The sequence below is a fragment of the Staphylococcus pseudoxylosus genome (assembly GCF_003697915.1).
In the GTDB taxonomy this organism is placed as follows: Bacteria; Bacillota; Bacilli; order Staphylococcales; family Staphylococcaceae; genus Staphylococcus; species Staphylococcus pseudoxylosus.
In genome coordinates, this window is the sequence record NZ_RCVN01000006.1 from 17,276 (window position 1) to 40,309 (window position 23,034).

At 33.8% G+C, this 23,034-nt stretch carries 18 protein-coding genes; 1 reads left to right on the forward strand and 17 read right to left on the reverse strand.

Annotated features, from left to right (window positions below):
- Nucleotides 1–266: 266 nt before the first annotated feature.
- The 16 genes from trxB to fakB1 all read right to left on the reverse strand — a co-directional run bounded on the left by trxB (nt 267) and on the right by fakB1 (nt 20,750).
- A complete protein-coding gene (gene trxB, locus D9V42_RS06420) occupies nt 267–1,211 on the reverse strand; it encodes a thioredoxin-disulfide reductase (protein ID WP_107531693.1) in 945 nt (314 codons plus the stop codon).
- Between the two features lie 64 nt (nt 1,212–1,275).
- A complete protein-coding gene (locus tag D9V42_RS06425; protein ID WP_122063992.1) occupies nt 1,276–2,712 on the reverse strand; it encodes a tetratricopeptide repeat protein in 1,437 nt (478 codons plus the stop codon).
- Nucleotides 2,713–2,733: 21 nt separating this feature from the next.
- Nucleotides 2,734–3,210 (reverse strand): DapH/DapD/GlmU-related protein, encoded by a 477-nt coding sequence (locus D9V42_RS06430; protein WP_107554905.1) that lies wholly within the window; start codon nt 3,208–3,210, stop codon nt 2,734–2,736.
- 9 nt (nt 3,211–3,219) lie between these two features.
- Nucleotides 3,220–4,056: a prolipoprotein diacylglyceryl transferase gene (lgt, locus tag D9V42_RS06435; protein ID WP_122063994.1), complete on the reverse strand. Its 837-nt coding sequence runs from the start codon at nt 4,054–4,056 to the stop codon at nt 3,220–3,222.
- 3 nt (nt 4,057–4,059) lie between these two features.
- On the reverse strand, nt 4,060–4,995 hold the full coding sequence (gene hprK / locus D9V42_RS06440; RefSeq protein ID WP_122063997.1) for an HPr(Ser) kinase/phosphatase: 936 nt from the start codon (nt 4,993–4,995) through the stop codon (nt 4,060–4,062).
- Between the two features lie 301 nt (nt 4,996–5,296).
- Nucleotides 5,297–8,131 carry an excinuclease ABC subunit UvrA gene (gene uvrA / locus D9V42_RS06445; RefSeq protein ID WP_122063999.1) on the reverse strand — a complete coding sequence of 945 codons (2,835 nt, stop codon included), beginning with the start codon at nt 8,129–8,131 and terminating at the stop codon, nt 5,297–5,299.
- Nucleotides 8,132–8,136: 5 nt separating this feature from the next.
- Nucleotides 8,137–10,119 carry an excinuclease ABC subunit UvrB gene (gene uvrB / locus D9V42_RS06450; RefSeq protein WP_122064002.1) on the reverse strand — a complete coding sequence of 661 codons (1,983 nt, stop codon included), beginning with the start codon at nt 10,117–10,119 and terminating at the stop codon, nt 8,137–8,139.
- 320 nt (nt 10,120–10,439) lie between these two features.
- Nucleotides 10,440–10,670 (reverse strand): CsbA family protein, encoded by a 231-nt coding sequence (locus D9V42_RS06455; protein ID WP_107531850.1) that lies wholly within the window; start codon nt 10,668–10,670, stop codon nt 10,440–10,442.
- A gap of 5 nt (nt 10,671–10,675) precedes the next feature.
- On the reverse strand, nt 10,676–11,317 hold the full coding sequence (locus D9V42_RS06460; RefSeq protein ID WP_029377670.1) for a YfbR-like 5'-deoxynucleotidase: 642 nt from the start codon (nt 11,315–11,317) through the stop codon (nt 10,676–10,678).
- 341 nt (nt 11,318–11,658) lie between these two features.
- Nucleotides 11,659–12,609 carry a CHAP domain-containing protein gene (locus D9V42_RS06465; protein ID WP_122064004.1) on the reverse strand — a complete coding sequence of 317 codons (951 nt, stop codon included), beginning with the start codon at nt 12,607–12,609 and terminating at the stop codon, nt 11,659–11,661.
- A gap of 474 nt (nt 12,610–13,083) precedes the next feature.
- A protein-coding gene (prfB, locus tag D9V42_RS06470) for a peptide chain release factor 2 (protein WP_122064007.1) occupies nt 13,084–14,200 on the reverse strand; the annotation gives its coding sequence in 2 pieces (ribosomal slippage) (nt 13,084–14,127 and nt 14,129–14,200; 1,116 coding nt in all).
- Between the two features lie 218 nt (nt 14,201–14,418).
- Entirely contained in the window at nt 14,419–16,950 is a 2,532-nt protein-coding gene (secA, locus tag D9V42_RS06475; RefSeq protein ID WP_122064009.1) for a preprotein translocase subunit SecA, read from the reverse strand.
- A 285-nt stretch (nt 16,951–17,235) separates the two neighbouring features.
- Nucleotides 17,236–17,802, reverse strand: a complete 567-nt coding sequence (gene hpf / locus D9V42_RS06480) for a ribosome hibernation-promoting factor, HPF/YfiA family (RefSeq protein ID WP_122064012.1) — start codon at nt 17,800–17,802, stop codon at nt 17,236–17,238.
- Nucleotides 17,803–17,868: 66 nt separating this feature from the next.
- Nucleotides 17,869–18,540, reverse strand: a complete 672-nt coding sequence (locus tag D9V42_RS06485) for a ComF family protein (protein WP_122064014.1) — start codon at nt 18,538–18,540, stop codon at nt 17,869–17,871.
- A complete protein-coding gene (locus D9V42_RS06490; RefSeq protein WP_233665179.1) occupies nt 18,533–19,615 on the reverse strand; it encodes a DEAD/DEAH box helicase family protein in 1,083 nt (360 codons plus the stop codon). The genes D9V42_RS06485 and D9V42_RS06490 overlap by 8 nt, the downstream gene beginning before the upstream one ends.
- A 271-nt stretch (nt 19,616–19,886) precedes the next feature.
- Nucleotides 19,887–20,750, reverse strand: a complete 864-nt coding sequence (gene fakB1, locus D9V42_RS06495) for a fatty acid kinase binding subunit FakB1 (protein WP_122064019.1) — start codon at nt 20,748–20,750, stop codon at nt 19,887–19,889.
- Nucleotides 20,751–20,915: 165 nt separating this feature from the next.
- Here fakB1 and D9V42_RS06500 point away from each other — a divergent pair, with 165 nt between their 5' ends.
- Complete coding sequence (locus D9V42_RS06500; protein ID WP_122064021.1) at nt 20,916–21,557, forward strand: YigZ family protein; 642 nt, start codon at nt 20,916–20,918, stop codon at nt 21,555–21,557.
- A gap of 119 nt (nt 21,558–21,676) precedes the next feature.
- Here D9V42_RS06500 and D9V42_RS06505 read toward each other — a convergent pair whose 3' ends face one another.
- On the reverse strand, nt 21,677–22,738 hold the full coding sequence (locus D9V42_RS06505; protein WP_029377678.1) for a glycosyltransferase family 4 protein: 1,062 nt from the start codon (nt 22,736–22,738) through the stop codon (nt 21,677–21,679).
- Nucleotides 22,739–23,034 lie beyond the last annotated feature (296 nt).

A 23,034-nucleotide genomic window follows, 5' to 3' on the forward strand; every position in this document is an offset into this window, starting at 1 on the left:
AATAGTCTCATAGTATCATAAACTATTTTACATGAAAAAGGTCTAAGGTAGTAGTCTAAGCATTTGTCACTATGGGATTATTTGTATTCAATCCTTTTTGGCTTTTAAAATTTAACCATGACAACTTTACCAGTCGTACAATGCTTTATGTAAAAAAAGCTAGAATGCGTTCACTTACAATCTAGCGTAAGTTTAACATTCTAGCAATAACTATATAACCGAATTACATTAATTAATTAATTCTGATTGGCTCAGTTAATTTTTAATTATGCTTCAATTGTATCTTTAAGGTGTTCAATATATGCAATTGCACTTTGTGCGGCAATACTTCCATCACCTGTTGCTGTTACGATTTGACGTAAGCCTTTTTCACGAACGTCACCTGCTGCATAAATACCAGGAATATTAGTACTCATATCTTCATTAGTTAAAATATATCCAACTTCGTTAGTAATACCTAAATCTTGGAAAGGTACAGTTAATGGTTTCATGCCAATATAAACAAATACACCGTCTGCATCTAATGTTTGTTCTGCACCATCTTTAGTTGATTCTAATGTGACAGAGCCAACTTTACCGTCTTTTTCATTAATTGTTTTTAGCGTGTGACTCCAAATAAAATCAATTTTGTCATTCTTAAATGCACGATCTTGAAGTATTTTTTGTGCACGTAATTCATCTCTACGGTGAACGATTGTGACACTGTCAGCAAATTTTGTTAGGAATGTACCTTCTTCAACAGCTGAATCTCCGCCACCGATAACAAATAATTTTTTACCTTTAAAGAATGCACCATCACAAACCGCACAGTAACTTACACCACGACCGCCAAGTTCTTGTTCACCTGGTACTCCGATTTTTTTATATTCTGCACCAGTTGAAATGATAACTGCATGAGCTGTAATTACATTATTACCAAGATTGATTTCTTTATAAGATCCTTTATCTTCAATTGATTTAATATCACCATATTGATATTTTGCACCAAATTTTTTCGCGTGTTCAAACATTTTTGTTGATAAGTCTGGACCTGTTACCATTTCAAATCCTGGGAAGTTTTCAACTTCTTCTGTATTCGCCATTTGACCACCAGGCATGCCACGTTCAATCATTACTGTGCTTAAATTTGCACGAGATGCGTAAACTGCAGCAGTCATGCCTGCTGGACCTGCACCGATAATTGCAATATCAAAATCCACTTGTTCAGCCATTTAATTGCCTCCTATTTAATAATTCATTATGCGAAGTATATATGATTTCTTGCTTTTTATAAACTTATATGCTCACTAAATAATCGATTGTTTTATTCAAGCGATACGCTGAGATATTAAACCATTCTAATACTTGTTGTTTCGTCACTTTGATATCGGTATTCCGAAAATACATATATACAAATGCCGCTACATAGTTATCGACATTGCTTAAGTCTACCTTTTCAGAAATAATTGCTTCCGCTTGATCAATCCATATAATAAATAATTCTTCATTATTTTTCAATGATTCTACATCATAAAGCATTAACAAACCTCTATGAATAAAATCTAACTTGTTTAATTTTAAATCTTGTATAAGGTATGTTAAATATAATTTTTCATAATCATTCATAGATTCTAATACGCCCCAAATTTCTTGGGTCAATAATACTTCTCTTCCCTTTAATTGATTAAGTAAAAAAATGCCATACAATCTATGGTGACTATCGTCATTTAATAATAATGGTAGGATTTGTTGATCAAAGTAAGCTTTACTTTCTTCTATAACCCACGGGGCATGGCCAACGTCTACTTGAGTAATCTCTTGTAGTTTAGACCAAAAATATTTACTATCTTCCAAATTACCTAAATAGTAATTATTATAGCTGAGCGCATTATACATTTGTATAGATAGGAATTTCCCTTTTCTATAAAGAGGATGTAATATCTTTTGCGATGCTTCATATTGTCTTAAATAACATAGGACTATCCCTAATTTGAACGATTCGTCATCATTCATAGGCATAACTTTTCCTAAAATATTTAAGTAGCGCTGATATTTCTCTTTATCATTTGTATTATAGAGTAATAACGTATAATGACATAAGGCATGTACATCACTATTATCTTCACTCAATAAACGTTCAAACATCTCTTTCGCCGTATCATATTCATTTAAATATAAATAACACATTGCTAACAAATTACGTACGACGCGATGTGCTTGTATGTCATCATTTTGATTTAAAATAAAATTCCTTGCTTCTGGTAAACGACCTTGGGAAAATAAATATTGAAAAATGAGTTGTATGGCGAATAGTTGACTTTCTGTTTCAATTTTTTCAGCAGAATGGTAGGATACTTCAAACATCTCTTCAAGTTCATCTCTATAATCTTCATCGTTAGACATTGTAATATAATTGATTCCAAATAGGAATGCTTTATTAGCTTCATTCATCGTAATATTAAGTTGGCTAAGCTGAAAATAACTTTCTTCCACAAATTCATCTTGCGCTATACTTTCATAAAAAAGATGTTCTGCCTTATTACCTAGCCCTATATTTACTAGACATTCCGAATATTTTACTTTTATATCAAAATCTTGAGGTGACATTTCAAGCACTTTTTTAAAATGTTCTGCAGCCTTTTTATATTCTTGTTGGTGAAATTTTTGTTCACCTAATTTTTTATAAAACTGACTATCAAACTTCATTGGTATTATATTGTCGTTATGCGCCATCCATGCCCACCTCCTATGTTTTTAACTTTTAATTTGTATGGGATTCCCATAAGCCAATGTGTTATCTGGTATATCTTTAGAAACAACGGCACCTGCACCAACTTTGACATTCTTTCCTATAGTAACACCAGGCAAAATAGTTACGTTTGCACCTATTAAAGTATTGTCACCGATATGGACAGGTCCTGTTTTAAACTCATCCACTAGAAATTCGTGCGTCAAAATAGTTGTATTATATCCAATGACACAATTTTTACCTATCGTAATATATTCTGGGTAAAGTAAATCCGGAACGACTTTAAACGCAAATGCCGTTTCTGCACCGATGTTCATTTTCAAAAATTTACGATATATCCAATGCTTTAACTTCACTATAGGTATATAGCGACAAATTTCAATAATCACCGTCTGCTTGAAAATTTTAACAATCCTCACGTAACGGTACATATGCCACAGTGGATTTTTGCCATGTGACTTCTGTCTTTTTAAATTCCGCATGTTATTTTATCACTTCACTTTTGGGTTTGGCCATGATAACGGACCAACATCTTTATAATGTGGCGAACGATATTTCACTCTTCTAATAATCATTATGATAATACCAACTAGAATTAATATAATAGACATTAACTGAGCTACACGAATATCACTTGTTAACATTAGGCTGTCTGTACGCATGCCTTCCACAAAAAATCTACCGATAGAATACCATATTAAATAAAGGCAGAATGTATCACCAACACGCAGATGTTTTCTTAATAAAATTAATATAACAAAACCTAAAATATCCCATATGGATTCGTATAAAAACGTTGGTTGATAATATTTACCATCAATGTACATATTATCAATAATAAAATCGGGTATATGTAAATTTTCAAGCACAGACCTTGAAACTGGTCCACCATGCGCTTCGTGATTCATGAAATTTCCCCATCTTCCAATACCTTGGCCAAGAATCATACTAGGTGCAATTACATCACCGATTTGAAAGGGATTAATATTCTTTTGCTTACAAATAATAATACCGGTGATAAATCCTCCAATTAAACCACCGTGTATCGCAATACCGCCATGCCATATCATTGGTATCTCAATTGGATTTTGTATGTAATAAGGCCATTGAAAAATAACAAAATAGATTCTTGCCACAATAAAACCGAATATGGCACTCCAAAAAATAATATCAACTAGCGTATCTTGGTCATAGCCAATCCTTTTCACGCTAGCCTGTGCTATAAAATAGCCTAATAGTATACCAGCCGCAATGATAATTCCGTACCATCGGACCGAAATCGGTCCTAATTCAAATGCAATAGGATTGATATAATTTAATGTTAACATTGCTTATTTCTCCTCACCATTATTACCATTACGTAAAATTTCTGCGTTTAAACGATCATTAAATTCTTCAGCTGTATTAATTCCCATAATGTTTAGTCTATAATTCATTGCTGCTACTTCAATGATTACTGCTACGTTACGACCAGGTCTAACGGGTATCGTTTTCTTCGTGATTTCTGTATCTAGAATGCGCAATGTTTCTTCATTTAATCCAACACGATCGTATAATTTTTCTTTGTGCCAGTTTTCTAAATGAATATTCAAGCGTAATCGTTTTTCTGTCAAAATCGACCCAGCCCCGAATAAAGTCATAACATTGATAATGCCCAGACCTCTAATTTCTAGTAGATGTTCTATTAATTTGGGTGCTCTACCAATTAATTCATCTTTACTTATTTCTCTAATTTCAACGTTATCGTCTGCTACAAGTCTATGACCTCTTTTAATTAATTCTAAGGCTGTTTCACTTTTACCAATACCAGAATCACCAGTTATTAGTACACCTACACCATACACATCCACAAGTACACCGTGGAGTGATGTCGTTCTAGCTAGTTCATGTTCTAAAAACGTAGTCAATCGACTCATTAATTGTGTAGTAGCAATTGTAGAATTGATTAAAGGTGTTTCATGTTCTTTAGCAGCTTCAATCAATTCTTCTGGTGGTTCTAAGTCTCTCGTCACAATAATTGCCGGTGTTTCAGGTCGGCATAATTTTCTCATACGTCCTTTACGTTCTTCATCTGGCAATAAATTATAAAAAGATAATTCCGTAGTACCTAATAATTGGATTCGGTCTGAAGCATAGTGAGAAAAATACCCCGCCATTTCCAATCCAGGTCTTGAAATATCAGTGTTTTTAATTTGCTTATTTAACCCTGCTTCGCCTGCAATCATCTCAAGTTCGAAGCGTTCTACTAAACTTTTTGTAGTTAACATTGGTTCACCTCTATCAATATTTCTCCGACTTTTATAGTATAGTTATTATCATATCAAAAAGAATTGATAATCCATATTAAAAAGTGTAGAAGATTAATAATTAATCACTTTAATCACATCGCTGTCTAACTAATTATAAACGATATCTTCCATTTATAGTTCAGTCACCTAACAATTGTATATTTTTTACAGTAAAACCAAAAGAAAGACTCCTTATCAGTAACACTATTTCGCGTTATTTATAAGGAGTCTATTTTAATATTGTTTAATAAAGTTCGTTAGTCTATAGCGAATCGTGATTTTATTTAACTGTATCACGAGCTAATACTGGCTTTAAATATCGACCTGTATAACTTTCTGCAACTTCTGTAATTGCTTCAGGCGTACCAGTAGCAACGAGTGTACCACCGCCATCGCCACCTTCAGGTCCTAAGTCTATGATATGGTCAGCCATTTTAATCACATCTAGATTATGTTCAATAATAACTACAGTGTCACCGTTTTCTACAAGTGTATTTAACACTTTTAATAAACGACTAATATCGTCAACATGTAAACCAGTAGTAGGCTCATCCAAGATATAAATGGATCGACCTGTAGATCGTTTATGCAATTCTGAAGCAAGCTTCACACGTTGCGCTTCGCCGCCGGATAAAGTAGTAGCAGGCTGACCTAAAGTTACATAACCTAACCCAACATCTACTAGCGTTTTCAATTTACGATGAATTTTAGGTACGTTTTCAAAGAACGACGTAGCTTCTTCTGCCGTCATAGCTAAAATATTAGCAATATTTTTCCCTTTGTATGTCACTTCTAGTGTTTCGCGGTTATATCTAGAGCCACCACAAACTTCACAAGGCACGTACACATCAGGTAAGAAATGCATCTCTATTTTGATGATACCGTCGCCTTTACACGCTTCACAACGACCGCCTTTAACGTTGAAACTAAAACGACCTTTCGTATAACCTCTAACTTTCGCTTCATTGGTCTGTGCAAATATATCTCGTATATTATCAAAAACCCCTGTATACGTAGCTGGATTAGACCTTGGTGTTCGACCAATCGGAGATTGATCAATATCAATAATACGATCTAATTGATCTATACCTTGAATTTCATCGTAATCACCAGGTTTTATTTTAGATTTATTAATATGTTTTGCTAATGATTTGTAAAGCACCTCATTCACTAGTGTACTTTTACCAGAACCAGAAACGCCTGTGACAACAGTCATTGTTGATAACGGAAAATCAACATCTATATCTTTCAAGTTGTTACTTCTAGCACCTTTCACGCTAATTTTACGATCTGTAATCTGCCTACGTGCTTCTGGTACTTCAATACGTTTTTGCCCACTTAAATATTGGCCCGTTAATGATTGCTTATTATTCATTACCTGTTTCGGTGTCCCACTCGCAACGATTTCTCCACCATGTTCGCCAGCGCCTGGACCAACATCAACTAAGAAGTCTGCTGCGCGCATTGTATCGTCATCATGTTCAACAACGATTAAGGTATTACCTAAATCACGCATTTCTTTGAGCGTATTAATTAACCGATCATTATCTCGTTGGTGTAACCCGATAGAAGGTTCATCTAAGACATAAAGTACGCCTGAAAGTCTTGAACCAATCTGAGTCGCAAGGCGAATACGTTGTGCCTCACCTCCAGATAGTGAGCCAGAGGCGCGGTTCAATGTTAAATATTCTAGTCCAACGTTATATAAGAATTCTAATCTTGAATTGATTTCTTTTAAAATTTGGTTAGCAATTTTTCTATCTTGTTCAGACAGCTCTATATGTTCATAACTATGCAATGCTTCTTTGATAGATTGTTCAACGACATCACCAATATTTTTCCCTGCAATATAAACAGATAATGCTTCACGACTTAACCGTTTACCGTGACAAGTTTCACATGGCAATTCAGTCATGTATTTACTCATCATTTCTCTTACTAATTCAGATGGAGAATCATGATATCTTCTATTGATGTTATTGATTACACCTTCGAACTCCATTGTACGTTTGCGTGTTTGGCCATTACGTTGTTTGAAGGTAAATTCAATTTCTTTGCCTTTTGAACCATATAAAATAATATCTTTTTGCCGATCTGTAAGCTTTTTAAAAGGCTTATCCATATTTATTTTAAACACTTCACAAACACGATTTAACAATGTTGGATAATAATCAGAACTAGATGATTCCCAGGCAACAATAGCGCCTTCATTTAATGTTTTGTTAGCGTCAGGAACTACTAAATCTAAATCCACAGTCAGTTTTTGGCCTAAGCCATCACAGGTTGGACAAGCACCAAATGGACTGTTAAAACTAAACATACGTGGTTCTAATTCTCCAATTGAAAAACCACAAATTGGACAAGCATGATTTTCTGAGAATTTTAATTCTTCACCGTCAATGATATCCACAATGAGGCTACCTTCAGAAAGTTGCAATGCTGTTTCGATAGAATCTGCCAAACGTGATTCAATACCCTCTTTAACAACTAAACGGTCGATGACTACTTCGATAGTGTGGTTTTTATTTTTATCTAATGCAGGTACTTCATTTACATCAGTTATTTCACCATCTACTCTTACACGTACATAACCTTTTTTACTAATATCATCAATTAACTTCTCTTGGGCGCCTTTTCTATGTGTAATCACTGGTGCGAGAATTTGAATCTTAGTACGTTCTTCTAATTTCATGACTTGATCGACCATTTGTTGTACTGTTTGTGATTCTATTTCAATACCATGATTAGGGCAAAATGGTTTCCCTATACGTGCATAGAGTAATCTAATATAATCGTAAATTTCAGTTACGGTCGCAACAGTAGATCTTGGATTTTTGCTCGTTGTTTTTTGATCTATTGAAATTGCTGGAGATAAGCCTTCTATCGTGTCTACATCTGGCTTATCCATTTGTCCTAAAAACTGTCTCGCATAGGCACTTAATGATTCCACATATCTACGTTGTCCTTCAGCATATATTGTATCAAATGCTAAAGATGATTTACCTGAACCTGAAAGTCCGGTCATAACTATAAGTTTGTCTTTAGGTATTTCTATATCAACATCTTTTAAATTATGGGCACGTGCCCCTTTTACTACAATGGATGGTTGCTTCATTTGTGTCACCCTTCTGCTTTTAATTCAAATAACATATCCCTAAGCTCTGTAGCTTTTTCGAAATCTAAATCTTTCGCCGCTTTCTTCATTTCTTTTTCTATATTTGCAATTGTCTTTTCGCGCTCTTTTTTCGTCATCTTCTTAGGAACTTCCGTTTGTTGCTGGTCATTAGTTTCATCGTTATCAACAGTAGCACTAATCACATCATGTATTTTCTTATTAATAGTCATAGGTGTAATGTTATGTTTTTCGTTATATGCTTCTTGGATTGTACGACGTCTTTCTGTTTCGTCTAGCGCATAACGCATAGAATCAGTAATTTTATCCCCATACATAATAACTTCACCACGGCTATTACGTGCAGCACGTCCAATTGTTTGAACAAGTGATCTTTGTGAACGCAAGAATCCTTCTTTATCTGCATCTAATATCACTACGAGAGATACTTCTGGTATATCAATACCCTCTCTTAATAAATTAATTCCGACTATGACATCATATGTGCCCATTCTCAAATCGCGAATAATTTCAATTCGTTCTAGTGTTTTAATTTCTGAGTGTAAATAATTAACTTTTACTCCCGCTTCTTTCAAATAAGTTGTTAAATCCTCACTCATTTTTTTAGTTAAAGTAGTTACTAGCACGCGTTCGTTTCGATCAATACGGTCTTGAATTTCTCCAATTAAATCATCGATTTGATTTTCTGTTGGTCGAACTTCAATCTTAGGATCCAATAAACCTGTTGGTCGGATAATTTGCTGTACCATCTCATCTGTATGTTCTAATTCAAATGGACCTGGTGTAGCTGATACATAAACTAATTGCTTCGTCTTCTCTTCAAATTCTTCAAATTTTAGTGGTCTATTATCTAAAGCACTGGGCAAACGAAAACCATGGTCTACCAGTACTTGTTTACGAGCGCGGTCACCATTATACATCCCTCTAATTTGCGGTAATGTAACATGTGACTCATCAATCATTACTAACCAATCATCACCAAAGTAATCTAGAAGCGTATAAGGTGTTGAACCTGTTGGTCGTAAAGTTAGATGAACGGAATAGTTTTCTATACCTGAACAAAAGCCCATTTCTCGCATCATCTCTAAATCATAATTCGTACGTTGTTCTAAACGTTGTGTTTCTAGCAATTTATTTTCTGAACGTAATTCAGTCAAACGTGTTTCTAATTCATTTTCAATTCTTTGGATGGCTAATTTCATTTTTTCTTCGCGTGTTACGAAGTGTGACGCTGGGAATATCGCAAAATGGTCTCGTTCTCTTAATACTTCGCCTGTTAAATAGTTCACTTCACGAATACGATCTATTTCATCACCAAAGAATTCTACTCTTATACACATTTCTTCTCTTGAGGCTGGGAAGATTTCTACTACATCGCCTCTAACGCGGAACGTACCACGTCTGAAATCAATATCATTTCTTGTATATTGCACGTCAACCAATTTTTTCAGTAATTCGCTTCTGTCCATTTCCATGCCAACACGCACACTTACGACTAAATCACGATATTCTTCTGGATTACCCAAGCCATATATACAGCTGACACTAGCTATGATAATAACATCATCTCTTTCAAATAATGCACTCGTTGCTGAATGTCGTAATTGATCTATTTCATCATTAATGGAGGCATCTTTTTCTATAAAAGTATCAGTCGATGGCACGTAAGCTTCTGGTTGATAATAATCATAATAACTGACAAAATATTCCACTCTGTTTTCAGGGAAAAACTCTTTAAATTCGCTATATAACTGTCCTGCTAGTGTTTTATTATGTGCGATAATTAACGTAGGTTTACCCACTTGTTTAATAACGTTACTCATCGTAAAAGTTTTACCTGTCCCTGTAGCCCCAAGTAACGTTTGATGTCTTTTTCCTTCATTGACACCATTCACAATTTTTTTAATGGCTTCTGGTTGATCTCCTTGAGGCTCAAAATCAGAATGCAGTTTAAACGGATAATGTTCCATATTATAACCCCTACCTCCTATATCATTTCTAACGCTTAGAACCTATTTAAAATCTTTATATTAGGCTATATACATTGTTTTTTGGCGTAATATTTTTCCGAAGGTGCTTATACTCGTTACATATTTTAACAGATTAGCAAACATAAAAGCAAACATTTGTTCGTTCTGATTAATCTTGTTCTATATAAATAAAAACAAACATAGTCACTCTACCATGTTTGCATAAATTTGCATTATAATCATATTTTTAATTATCTTAAGCCATATAATTATAAAGCGCTTATTAAATTATAGCAATTAGGTTGCTCAATACTTACTTTTCAATCGTCTTCTTTTTTGTGCAATTCTAATTGATCAATAATGAGATATCCTGCCAGCATAGACACTACATCTATAAAAATAATCCACTCACTATGGAAGAATCCTTTTTGTACAGATGCGCCTATAATAACTAATGTTAGGATTGTTCCTACCCATTTATTTCTCGTTAATACACTAAACAACACAACAAATATACAAGGAAAAAAGGCCGCAAGCGCATACCAAATCATTCCATTCACCCGTTCCTATTATTTAAAATAGCCATGGTTGTTTCTCGTAATTCAGATTTTGGAATGAACTTTTCCGTCAACATTTCAGGAATGATATTTTCTATAAAATCTTGAACCGAGCTAAGGTGATCAAATTGCATTATTGTCTCTAATGACATTTCATATATTTCAAAGAATAGTTGTTCTGGGTTACGTTTTTGAATTTCTCCAAATGTTTCATATAATAAATCTATTTTATCAGCTACCGAAAGTAATTGACCTTCTAATGAATCGTCCTTACCTTCTTGTAATCTTTCTCTATAGATAGCTTGATATGGTTCTGGAATCTCTTCATTTATAAAATGATCTACCATTTCCTCTTCAACTTGTGAGAATAATTTCTTTAATTCTCCGCTAGCATACTTTACAGGCGTTTTAATATCACCTGTGAATATTTCCGCGAAATCATGGTTTAATGCCTTTTCATATAAGCTTTTCCAATCCACTTCATTCCCATGATACTCTTCAACTGTGCCTAAATATTGAGCTATTTTAGTCACCTTGAATGAGTGGGCAGCGACGTTATGCTCGAAATACTTAAATTTACCTGGCAATCTAATTAATTTTTCTAAATCAGATAAGCGTTTAAAATATTGATGTACTCCCATGACATCGCCTCCTAGTTTATTTAATGAATCATTATACTTGTTTTTATAATATCACTCAACAAATAAAATGTCTTACCAATATCCTTAAAAATAATTATTTATTTGTATTATAAACATACTTCTTTAATTAATATAACGAGGGAGTGAAACAACGAAATCATATGACGTTACAATGATTTCGTTGTCCCACTCCCATGAACACAGCTTTCAACTTAGTTAGTCATTTCTTCTACATTCATTTCATCAAATTTACATAGTTAGTTTACGATTTCACTCATTATCTTATAAAACAAAATATCAACCTATTTGTTCTAAGTTCAAACTGAAAGCTCTAGTATTAATTAGTGAATATAATTATATTGTCCTGTGTTGTGAACTGTTCTATAAGATTTTTGTCCTACCCCTTGCCAGTTCATTTCTGACACAAGAATAGACCCATCTGAATTTTTACGTTCCACTACACCTACATGACCATAGTTACCAGCATTACTTTGGAAAATAGCTCCAACTTCTGGCGTGTGATTTACTTGATAGCCATTTTGACGAGCTGCTGAAGCCCAATTATTCGCATTTCCCCATAAATTACCAACAGATTTTCCTAATTGTTGGCGTCTATCGAAAGCGTAATATGTACACTGTCCCCATGTGTAATAGTTATTGCCATTTGAAGCTTTTTGTACTGGGCTATAGTGTTCGTTAGATTCCACATTGCCATCAACATGCACTTGTTGATGGTTTTGACCTACATCTTGTGCGTTAACGTTTGACCACGTTTGTGGTGCAATAGATGCCATATGTGTTGATGTTGTAGCACGATTTGGTGTTGATTGTTCATTAATTGATTCATTGTAATTACCGTCTGAGGTATTACTTTGCCCTTCGATTTGCTCGTTAAACATTTGTTGTATTTGATTATTTAAATGTGCTGAACCTTTCTCAGAAACTGCGATAAGTTGACCAGGATATATCATGTCTCCTAAATTTGGGTTCAATTGAATAAGTTGTTCAACCGTCAATTGATGTGCAGTTGCGATACTTTGAATTGAATCTCCAACTTTTACTTCTACAATATCATTGTCTGGAAGCACTAATTTTTCTCCTGCTTGAACATACGCTCTATCATCTATTTGATTTAAATTTTGAATTTCAGTAGTTGATGTTGCAAATGCTTGAGCTATATCTGTTAATTTAGCGTTTTCCTTCACTGTATGGATTTGGTCTGCTGATGCGATACCATTTATACCAAAAAACATTGCTGCCGTTGTTATAGAAAATGTTAAGCCTTTCTTCATTACATCTTTCATCCTTTGCTATCTTAATTTTAATCAAGAATAATATAGCACATAACCCATAGACATTTGTCTTTGTTATTATACTGTAATACAACAGTCAACTTGCTATTTTAACGAACTATTTTATCTCCTTTAAAATCCATCTAATCCCTTGATATAACTAAATTTAGATAAAGATTATTATTCTGTAAGCATCAGACTATGTAACATTAAAAAATGTATTTTACATCCAATGATTAATGTTTTAAAATCATTAAAAATATGCATCAATATATTTATAATCTTTTTTAAAGTATAGACTACCTCTTTATTCGTTGAAATTCATATGACAGTTATTTACATTTAATATAAAATTTCAAAAATAAAGGGATGAGCTAGTAATCAACATTCTTAATATTGATTGCTAGCTCATCCCATACATACATCAAACTTCAACTTGCTATTTTATAACGTATATTTTCATGTCATTCATGCTTATTTTTCACCATGGTCCATTTGACTGCGTAAATATGCTTCTATAAATGAATTAATATCTCCATCCATTACCGCATCAACTTTACCCGTTTCAGCATTCGTACGATGATCTTTAACCATAGCATAGGGGTGGAAGACATAAGATCTGATTTGACTACCCCATCCTATGTCTTTTTGTTCTCCTCGAATTTCTGCCATTTCCTGTTCTTGTTCTTCAATTTTTAATTGATATAACTTAGATTTCAAAGTCTTCATAGCAGCTTCTCTGTTTTTAATTTGAGAACGTTCATTTTGGTTATTTACAACAATGCCAGTTGGATGGTGAGTGATTCGAATGGCTGATTCTGTTTTATTGATGTGTTGCCCGCCTGCACCTGATGCTCTAAAAGTATCAATTGTAATATCGTCTTGATTAACTTCAATTTCTATTTCGGTATTATTAAATTGTGGGATTACATCACATGATGCAAATGATGTATGTCTGCGTCCTGAAGAATCAAATGGAGAAATTCGAACAAGACGGTGTACTCCCTTTTCAGCTTTCAAATAACCGTAAGCATTATGACCTTTTACAATTAGCGTTACACTTTTAACTCCAGCTTCGTCTCCTGGTAAGTAGTCAGCAATTTCTACCTTAAAGCCTTTTTGCTCACAGTAACGTTGGTACATTCTCAACAACATATTAGTCCAATCTTGCGATTCAGTACCACCTGCACCTGGATGTAACTCCATAATGGCATCGTTCGCATCATATGGACCATCTAACAATAACTGTAATTCGAAGTTGTCCAACTGACTTTCAAACGTATGAACTTCTTGCTCCAATTCTTGCTTCATTGTGTCATCGTTTTCTTCTAATAATAACGCTCTAGTCGTATCCATATCTTCCAGAGTTGCTTCAAGTGATCTGTATGCATTCACAATTGATTTCAAAGCATTGTTCTTATCAATGATCTCTTGTGCTTTATCTTGGTCATCCCAAAAAGTAGGATCTGTCATCATCTCTTCAAATTCTTTAATATTAGTCTCCTTTTCTTCTAAGTCAAAGAGACCCCCTAAGTTGTTCTAATCTTTCTCTATAAGCATCAATATTTCGTTTAATTTCTGATAATTCCACTTTGCATCTCTCCTATTATCAAATGAAGTACTTACACAACATACTTATTCATCTTAATTTATTTTATCCAATATCACTATTCTACAGAAGTCAGGGTTAACATTTCAACTTTACACTTAATCTCCTCTATGCGACCTGTAATGTTGTAATACAAAAATAAAACCGGAAGTTAATGATACGACTATCAATGCTCCCGGTTTTATTTATAGTCACATGTGTTACGCACCGTGACAGTTTTTATATTTCTTACCGCTACCACAAGGGCAAGGGTCATTTCTACCAATATGGTCATCTTTAACATATGGTGATGATTTAACTTTTTCTTTACCATCTTCTGCAGAAACGTGCTCAGCTTTACCAAAGTCAGTAGCTTTATCTCTTTCTACATCATCTTCGACTGAAACAACGGATTTAAGAATATATTTACTTACGTCTTCTTCAATATTTTCCATCATTGCATCAAATAATTGATGACCTTCATTTTGATAATCACGTAACGGATTTTGTTGACCATAAGAACGTAAATGTATACCTTGTCTAAGTTGATCCATTGTATCGATATGGTCAGTCCAATGTGTATCAATAGAGCGAAGTAGTATCATACGTTCAAATTCGTCAAATTGCGTACCAATCTTTTCTTTTTGGTCTTTCAGCGCTACTTCAACCTTATTCCAAACGATTTCAACAATGTCTTCTTTATCTTTCCCTTTAATGTCTTCAACTGTTAAGTCGCCTTCATTTAAAAATACATCGTCGACATAATTAATGAATGGTTCATAATCAGGTTCGTCTACTTCTTCATTTACGTGATAGTGAACACTTCTTTCTAATGTTGAATGAAGCATTTGATCGACTAAATCACCACTTGTATCACTATCAATAATATTATTACGTTCATTATAAATAATTTCACGTTGCTTACGTAATACATCATCATATTCAAGAACACGTTTACGTGCATCGAAGTTATTACCCTCAACACGTTTTTGTGCAGATTCTACTGCACGTGAAACCATTTTAGACTCAATTGGTGTAGAGTCATCCATACCTAAACGATTCATCATATTTTGCAAACGCTCTGAACCGAAACGTACCATCAATTCATCTTGAAGCGATAAGTAGAAGCGACTATCACCTTTGTCACCTTGACGACCAGAACGACCACGTAATTGGTCATCGATACGACGAGATTCGTGTCTTTCCGTACCAATAACTGCGAGTCCGCCTATTTCTTCAACGCCTTCGCCCAGTTTAATATCTGTACCACGACCCGCCATATTCGTAGCAATCGTAACAGCGCCACGTTGACCGGCATTGGCAACAATATCTGCCTCACGTTCGTGGTTTTTAGCATTTAATACGTCATGACGTACGCCGTTTTTCTTCAACAAGTTAGAAATATATTCACTGGTTTCCACTGCAACAGTACCTAAAAGTACCGGCTGACCTTGCTTATGCTTTTCAATGACATCTGCAACTACTGCATCGAATTTACCTTTTTGGCTAATGTATATCAAATCAGGTTTGTCTATACGTTGTATCGGTTTATTCGTAGGAATTTGAGTTACAGTCATGTTGTATATATTTCTAAACTCTTCTTCTTCCGTTTTTGCAGTACCCGTCATACCTGATAATTTATTATACATTCTGAAATAGTTTTGGAATGTAATAGATGCCATTGTCTTAGATTCATTTTGAATTTTAACGCCTTCTTTGGCTTCAATAGCTTGGTGTAGCCCTTCAGAGAATCGACGGCCGGGCATTGTACGACCTGTAAATTGATCGACGATAAGCACTTCACCGTCATTGACCATGTAGTCTACATCTCGTTGTAATGTTACATGAGCGCGTAATGCCGTATTAATGTGGCTAATAATATCAACGTTTTTCACATCATATAGGTTATCGATTTTAAACATACGTTCTGCTTTATCGATACCTTGTTCTGTTAATTGAACTGCTTTTGTTTTCTCATCGAAATTATAGTCATCTTCACTTTTTAACATTTTTGCGAAAACATTTGCTTGTGTATATAGGGAAGTAGATTTCTCTGCTTCACCCGAAATTATTAATGGTGTACGTGCTTCATCTATTAAAATAGAGTCAACTTCATCAATAATAGCAAAGTTTAATGGTCTCATAACTCGCTCTTCTGCGTAGTTCACCATGTTATCACGCAAGTAGTCAAAACCTAGCTCATTATTTGTACTATACGTAATATCACATGCATAGGCTTCTCTCTTTTCATTTGTTGTTTTACTATTTAAATTTAAACCAACAGATAGACCAAGAAACTCATATAACTCAGCCATTTCCTGGCTTTGAACACTAGATAAGTATTCATTGACCGTAATAACGTGCACACCGCGACCAGTTAAAGCATTTAGATAAACTGGCATCGTTGCTGTTAATGTTTTACCTTCACCAGTTCTCATTTCTGAAATATCGCCACCATGAATTGCGATACCACCCATAACTTGTACTTTGTATGGACTCATATTGAATACACGTTTTGCACCTTCTCGTACGATTGCAAAAGCTTCTGGTAAAATATCATCTAATATTTTATTTTGTTTTTTTATATCTTCTTCAGCTTGTAATTGTTCTTGAAATGCTTTTGTTTTTTCTTTAATTTCTTCATCAGTTAATATCGACATATCCTCTTCTAATGCAAGGACTTTGTCGGCTAATTTACCAAGGCGTTTTATTTCTTTTTTATTGCCATCTGCAATTTTTGATAAAAAACCCATTTTGTTCGCTCCTTTAGCTTAATAACTCTTAGCTTACAACAACTTATATTATCATTAATAAGCTTAAATTTACACTTATTGACTTCAATATATTTATTAATTCTGACATCAAACATAAACTTTAGTTATTTTTAATTCGTCTTTGAAACCTTGTTCACTAAAAATATACACAAATACATGTATCACTTTCAAATTATTTCATAGTAACATAGCAAAAAATGAGCGTCCACGATTTAACATAATCATGAACGCTACTGTTAATTAATATGAAACTAAATTAAAATGTTATTCAGTTGTTTCAATTAGCCCATATTTGCCATCTTTTCTTTTATAAACAATGCTTGTTCCATCTGTTTCTCGATCTGTAAAGATGAAGAAATCATGTCCTAATAGATCCATTTGCAATACTGCTTCTTCTGAATCCATTGGTTTCAAACTGAAATTTTTAGCACGAATGATTTCGATTTCATTTTCAGCATCGTCATTTTGAATTTCTACTGCTTCATTTTCTTCTGGTAGTGATGCAAATGCTTCTTGCTCACCACGATTTCTATTTCTACGATTTACACGTGTTTTGTATTTTCTAACTTGTCTTTCAAGTTTGCTATTGATTAGGTCAATGCCTGCATACAAATCATCGTTACGTTCTTCAGCTCGTAATGTAACATTTTTCAATGGAATAGTTACTTCTATTTTAGTAGCTGAGTTTTGGTACGTTTTTACTTTAACGTGTGCAGTTGCATTTGGCACATCGTTAAAATAACGTTCAAGTTTACCAATTTTCTCCTCAATATAGTTGCGAATCGCATCAGTAATAGTGAGGTTCTCCCCGTGAATTTCAAATCTGATCATAATAATCGACTCCTTTAAAACCTCTATATTGGTAATATTGCTTACTCTTATAATACCACTTTTATGTTATCGTGCAAACGTAAACACATCGAATTTTCTGATTTTTCTAATAAGTAGTATTGCTAACGCATTGTGAACCGTTAATCCTGTAGTATATATATCATCTACAAGTAATATATTTTTGTTTTCCAAGTCTATATTTTGCACAATTTCAAACGGGTTAGTTAGCTCAAAGCGGTGTAATTTACCTAATGGTGCTTGTTTCGGTCTCACTTTTGCTATCAATAAAGATTTATATGATATATTCATCTGGTCTAAGACACACGTCACAGGATTAAATGTACGTGCATAATCTTTTTCTCTCGATGAGGGTATAGGTACGATATAATCGTATTGGTTTTTAGGCAGTTGCATTTGTGCCGCTAACACTTCAGCAAGCGCCACATCTTTCATAAATTTATATTGATGTAATAGCTGTTTTACAATACCTTGGTATTGGTAATTACAATAAAGTTGATGCATTAGTTTGAATTTCGTCATCAAAAACTTACAGTCTAAGCATTCTGTTTCAGTTATTGCTAACAGTTTCAAACATCGTGGGCACCGATTTTCTGGTGAGAGCTTTGCCTTTTGCCATTGTTCTAAACAGCGATTACAGAATTTTGACGCTTTTTTATAAAATGTCTTAGCATTCAATGGTTCAATATATGTTGCTTGGCACTGTATACATTTAGTCATCTATCCACCCTTTTTCACGAGCCAATTGATTCATACGTTTAATGTTTTTACGTGCTTGTAACATTTTAAATGTGATGCCTTCATGTAAAAACAAAACAAGCCCACTTGGATCCTCTCTCTTGCGTCCAACTCTTCCTGCTATTTGAATTAATGCATTGGTTGAAAAATCATGACTATTACAGACTATCACGTCTAAATTAGCCATCGTAAAACCACGTTCTAAGATGGTTGTCGTAAAAACAATTTGATACTTTCCATTTCTTAAGTCCTTTACTTTTTCAAAGCGATAAACATCATCGCTATGAACATAAGTTATTGTTGTGAATCGTGTTCTGTATTGGTTATAAGCTTCTTTCATCAATTGAATATTGTTAAAAAACACGAGTGTCAACCGTTGGTTTGTAATTTGCTTTCTTAAAATATTTAATAGTTTTCTTTGTATTTTGTGGGGTTTTAAGTTGAAGTATTTAAAAAGGGGTATCGGAAGTGAGTGTCTATGAAAACGTGCAGGTAAGACAATCACATCGATATCATTCAATCGTTGGCGTAATTTCTTTGATGGCGTAGCAGTCATATAAATGTGGGAACAATGTTTATTTGAAGCGTGTTTAACCGCTTCAAATAAAGAAGGGTCTATGTCTAAAGGAAAAGCATCTACTTCATCAACAATAATTAAATTAAAATGCCTTTTGAAGCGATACAACTGATGTATTGTTGCTACGATGAAATGCCCATTGTATTTTTGTCCATGTCCTTGGTATAAGACATCAATTGCTTCTTGCTGAAAGGCTTTTGCAATTCTCATACTCACTTCAATAACTACATCCACTCTAGGAGAAACAATAGCAACATTATACCCTTGACTACGTGCGTATTGGATAGCTTCAAATATCATCTCTGTCTTTCCCGCACCTGTCACGGCATATAATATCTTTGAGCGAAATGCTTTTATAGCTGCTAAAATTTCATTTGATGCATAATTTTGTTGTTCCGAAAGGTCAAATTGCAATTGAAAGGTGCCCGACGAAGCGTAATTTTGTGATGCTGTGATGAAAACAGATTGAATATTGTCCATTCTTCCCAAATTAATGCAATTTCTACAATAAACAATATGCTCATTTAAAACTTCTGAATAGTATTTATAGTAATGGCTTGGTTGATTAGTGTGACATTGTATACAATACCACTTATGCTTTTTTATAATTACACCTTTTGATACATGACTTATCGTTTCATTTGTTAAAAGTGATTTATCTAAAATTAATCTACCATAGTATTTTATCGCGCTTTACCTCCAAATAAAGACATGTGGCAACAAAGCCAAACATGTCTTTAGTATAAAAATATTAATTTGTACGAATCGTACGCCCTACATAACCTAATCCAATTCCACCTGAGCCAAGATGAGCTGCGATTACAGGTCCAAAACTTGAGCGATAGAGTGGATATTGCGCATATTTTTCTTCTAACTCATGTTGAATCCAATCTGAGTCCTCCGCAATGTCACCCTCAATGACAAATAATGTTACTTCTTCAAAATCTTTTACTTCCGCAATAACTTTATCAATCATTTTACGCAATGCGCGTTTTTTTGTTCTTACTTTTTCGTCAGGTACTATTTTACCATCTTCAAATTTCAATACCGGCTTCATTTTAAGCATTGTACCAATCCATGCTTGTGCACCTGTGATTCGTCCACTTTTTTGTAGATTTTTTAAGTCATCTACCATTAATACCGCACCAGTATCTTCTCGCATTGCATATAACTCATCAATGATGGCTTGTGGTTCATAGTCTTGTTCAATCATTTCAATGGACTTGAGTACATATGCACCTTCAACCATTGCAGCTAGTTGTGAATCAAATGTGTGAACATTGATGTCTTCTACCATTTCTCCAGCTTGAGTAGCTGTTTGATAACAACCACTAATACCTCCAGATAAGAATACACAAATAACATCTGTATAACCTTCTTCACGTAGTTGTTCGAAATTCTCCAAAAAATCTCCAATCGCAGGTTGGCTAGTTGTTGGAATAGTATCCGATGTTTTCATGCGTTTATAAAATTCATCCGTTGATATGGTTGCATTCTCAACAAAATTTTCTCCAGAATCAAAAGTGACACTTAATGGGGCAACTTTTATATTATATTTTTCAATTAATGTTTGAGATAGATAACTCGTTGAATCTGTCAAGACAGCGATTTTCATCATAATCCTCCTCAATTATACTCACAACTATAATACCTTACTTTTGCTTAAAAGAAAATTCATTTTAACATTTAATCTATAATTCAATACAGTGTATAATACTATTTAATAACTGATTCACTGAAAAATAACTAAACGTATAATACATACACGAGGTGACTATAAATGGATGACACAATTAAAACAATTAAACAAGAACATACGATTGAAAATATAATCAGTAAGTCGCGTTTTATAGCGCATATTAAACCCGTTGAATCAGAAGATGAAGCAAAAGATTTTATCTCAACTGTCAAAGCAAAACATAAAGAAGCTACCCATAACTGTTCTGCATACACAATTGGTGATCAAATGAATATTCAAAAAGCAAACGATGACGGTGAACCAAGTGGTACAGCCGGCGTGCCAATGTTAGAAATTCTTAAAAAGCTTGAAATCCATAATGCATGTGTGGTGGTTACACGTTACTTCGGTGGAATTAAACTGGGTGGCGGTGGTTTAATCCGTGCCTATAGTGGCGCTGTGAGAGATGTCATATTTGATATTGGACGTGTTGTGTTACGCCCTGCTATACCTACTACTGTAACTATAGGTTATGATTTAACTGGTAAATTTGAATACGAGTTAGAAAGCATGCCTTTCTTATTGCGAGAGCAAAACTACACAGACAAAGTAAGTTATAGCATTGATGTTGTCGCTTCCGATTACGATACCTTTCTAACATTTTTAAATCGCACGACCTCAGGTAATTATCATTTAATTGAGGGTGAAACAGTTCGTCTGCCTTTCGATATCCCTACAAATTAACGCTTTGTGGTGTTAAATTAACTACCCTTTAATATTTTGCCTTACATTTTAAGCATAAAAAAGACACCTCCTATAATATGGAGGTGCCTTTCTATGACTATGAGCCATATTTTATAATATTATTTGTGATAGTCGTCATGCTGTTCTTTATTTTCAATTAATTTTAATAATGGTCGATAATCATCATCAATCAATCCTGTAAATTCAACGATAAGTTCAATTGTGATTAAAATCAAAATAAACATCATGAGTACGCCCCACGGTTGAGATAGATATAATATTATACTAGCAAGACTAAATAGTATTGCTATAGAATATATCAATAGTACAGTTTGACGATGTGAGTAGCCAAGTTCTAAAAATTTATGATGAAGATGTGATTTATCAGCTTGCATAATATGCTGACCTTTCTTTACACGACGAATCATAGCGAAGAGTGTATCAATAAATGGTACAGCTAAAATTACAATCGGGAAGAATAAAGATACAAAGGTAATATTTTTAAACCCAAGCAATGATAAGAAACCTACGATAAAACCGACAAGCAAAGCACCACTATCGCCTAAAAAGATTTTTGCTGGATGGAAATTAAAGAATAAGAATCCTAGAAGCGCCCCAATCAAAACACTACAAATCATCATAATAAATATATTTGCTTGTAAGATCGCGATAAAACCTATCGTCATTAATGCAATCATCGAAACACCAGATGCTAAGCCGTCTAGTCCATCAATTAAATTAATTGCATTAGTAATTGCCACAATCCAAATAACTGTAATTGGTATACCTAAAATACCAAAATGAATCGTTGGTCCAATAGGTAAAGAAATAAAATCAATAGTCACACCATAATAAACAACAACAAGTGCTGCAATTACTTGACCTAATAATTTAATTATTGGTTTCAAATCATAAATATCATCTATGAGTCCAACCAAGTAGATTAACACTGACCCAATAACCAGAGGTTTAACTTCCGTTTCTATAGGATGTCCAAGCCATATCCCTACTAAGAATGATATGAGTATTACAGTTCCACCCAGTACGGATATAGGTTTAGTATGTACCTTTCTAAAATTCGGTTGATCTACAATCCCTAATTTATGTGAAACCTTTATAACTATTGGTGTAAGTATCAAACTGACAATCATTGAAAAAATGATTAATAATAATGTATACATCAGTTCACCTTCATTAATATAATTCTGTTTTATTTTTAATTTCAAAATCCTAAGTTGAAAATAATTATTTAATTAATTGTAAGCTAATCATCATCTAATTTATCGAATCATGCAAATTTGAAAATTCATTGCAGTCGTTATATAGTCTGATGTGCTACATAATTCTATAATACCCTATACACTTTTACTTATACAACTTGAAATGCGATAATTGATAAGTCACAGGATTATTTCTTAAATATTTAAATTTCAGAGTGAATCATTGTATATTCACTCAAAAAATTATTTTAACACGA